Origin of the sequence: Mycolicibacterium agri, assembly GCF_002553505.1 — a bacterium.
In the GTDB taxonomy this organism is placed as follows: Bacteria; Actinomycetota; Actinomycetes; order Mycobacteriales; family Mycobacteriaceae; genus Mycobacterium; species Mycobacterium agri.
The window spans coordinates 1-1,293 of the sequence record NZ_PDCP01000209.1; the positions used below are offsets into that span (position 1 = coordinate 1).

The window sequence follows — 1,293 nt, forward strand, 5'->3', positions numbered from 1 at the left end:
GCCCGGGAGATTCCGACCGCCGACGAGTCGATGCTGATCATCAGATTCCGCGATCCGCACGGCATCGACTTCCCCTATCTGCTATCAATGCTGCACGACTCGTTCATGTCGCGGCCGAACACGATCGTCTGCCCGGGCGGCAAGATGGACCTGGCCATGCAGCTGATCTTCACGCCGATGATTCTGCGGCTCATCGAACGGCGCAACGCCGAACTGGTCCGTGCCTAACGGAGTTAAAGTCAGGCGTGGAACTTCCATCCACAATCGCTGCGCTGGTAGCAATGCCAGGGTTGTCATACTGGTACCTGGAGCGCCGAGGGCCAACGATTCGAGTTGTGCTACTACGCGACTCAGGTGGTGAGGACCCAGGGACAGCAACCCCCCACAACCACATAACGGCGTTGGACTCGTGATACTGCAAGGATCGTCGACACCTACCTGAAAACGCCATGGGTCAGACCGGGTGCGGCGACCTTGCGCCAGGTGGACACCCCCATGCTCGGCAATGCACCTGGGGCAGAAACGGTGGGGTTGAAGCAGCGCGTTGACCGCAAGACTGCACACCGGCCGGCCGCGCACGCGGCGCCGCAAGACCGTCCGAAACAACATCCCACGATTGTCATTGCGGCTGAACTTGATTCAGCGGCAGCCGACCGCACCGGGCGGACACTCTGACGTGGACCGGGGGTTGGGGATGGGCCGCCATGACGTGTTGGAGCCGAGCGCTCCGCAGAAGGGCGACGTGTTCTATGCCGATCCAGGGAACCCGGGGCGCGGCGCGACACGAAAGACAACGCCAATGGTCTTCTGCCCCAATTTCTTCCCGAACGGCAAGAGTACGGCGATCGAATGCAAGCTAGAGGAGCCCGCGGGCGCCGAGAAACTACCGCCCGTCGAAGCTGCTCGACCGGCGCACACCCGGTCGAGTCTTCGGCGGGATTCAGCCTCACTGCGTGCGTGGTGTCGCGATCGGAACGAATTCACGAATCCCACGACATGACCCCCACAAATCGTGACTAGTGGTGGTTGTGTGCATGCAGCACGATCTCGGTCGCAAGCTGTACCACTCGATGATCGACGTGCCTGGCCAGTCTGGCGAGTCGGAACTGGCCATGAACATATCGCCCACTGGCCCGACCGATAGCGATGTCGGTGTTCTCAGAAACCAGCGCGGTCGTGTTGGCCAGCACCGGTGGACAGTGAGGATCGATGATTGTCCCGGCTGCATCGGCCACTCGCGGATGCGGGCAGTCCGCGACGACCAAACCGCTGAATCGTTCGCGGTGTGTGGCG

The 1,293-nt window shown here is 62.0% G+C and carries 1 protein-coding gene and 1 pseudogene; both read left to right on the forward strand.

Annotated features, from left to right (window positions below; translation table 11 throughout):
• Positions 1 to 228: pseudogene (locus tag CQY20_RS33780) on the forward strand (phosphoribulokinase); the annotation flags it as partial.
• A gap of 806 nt (positions 229 to 1,034) precedes the next feature.
• Positions 1,035 to 1,293, forward strand: a 259-nt coding sequence (locus CQY20_RS35315; RefSeq protein ID WP_207767376.1) for a hypothetical protein, incomplete at its 3' end; no start/stop codon positions are given.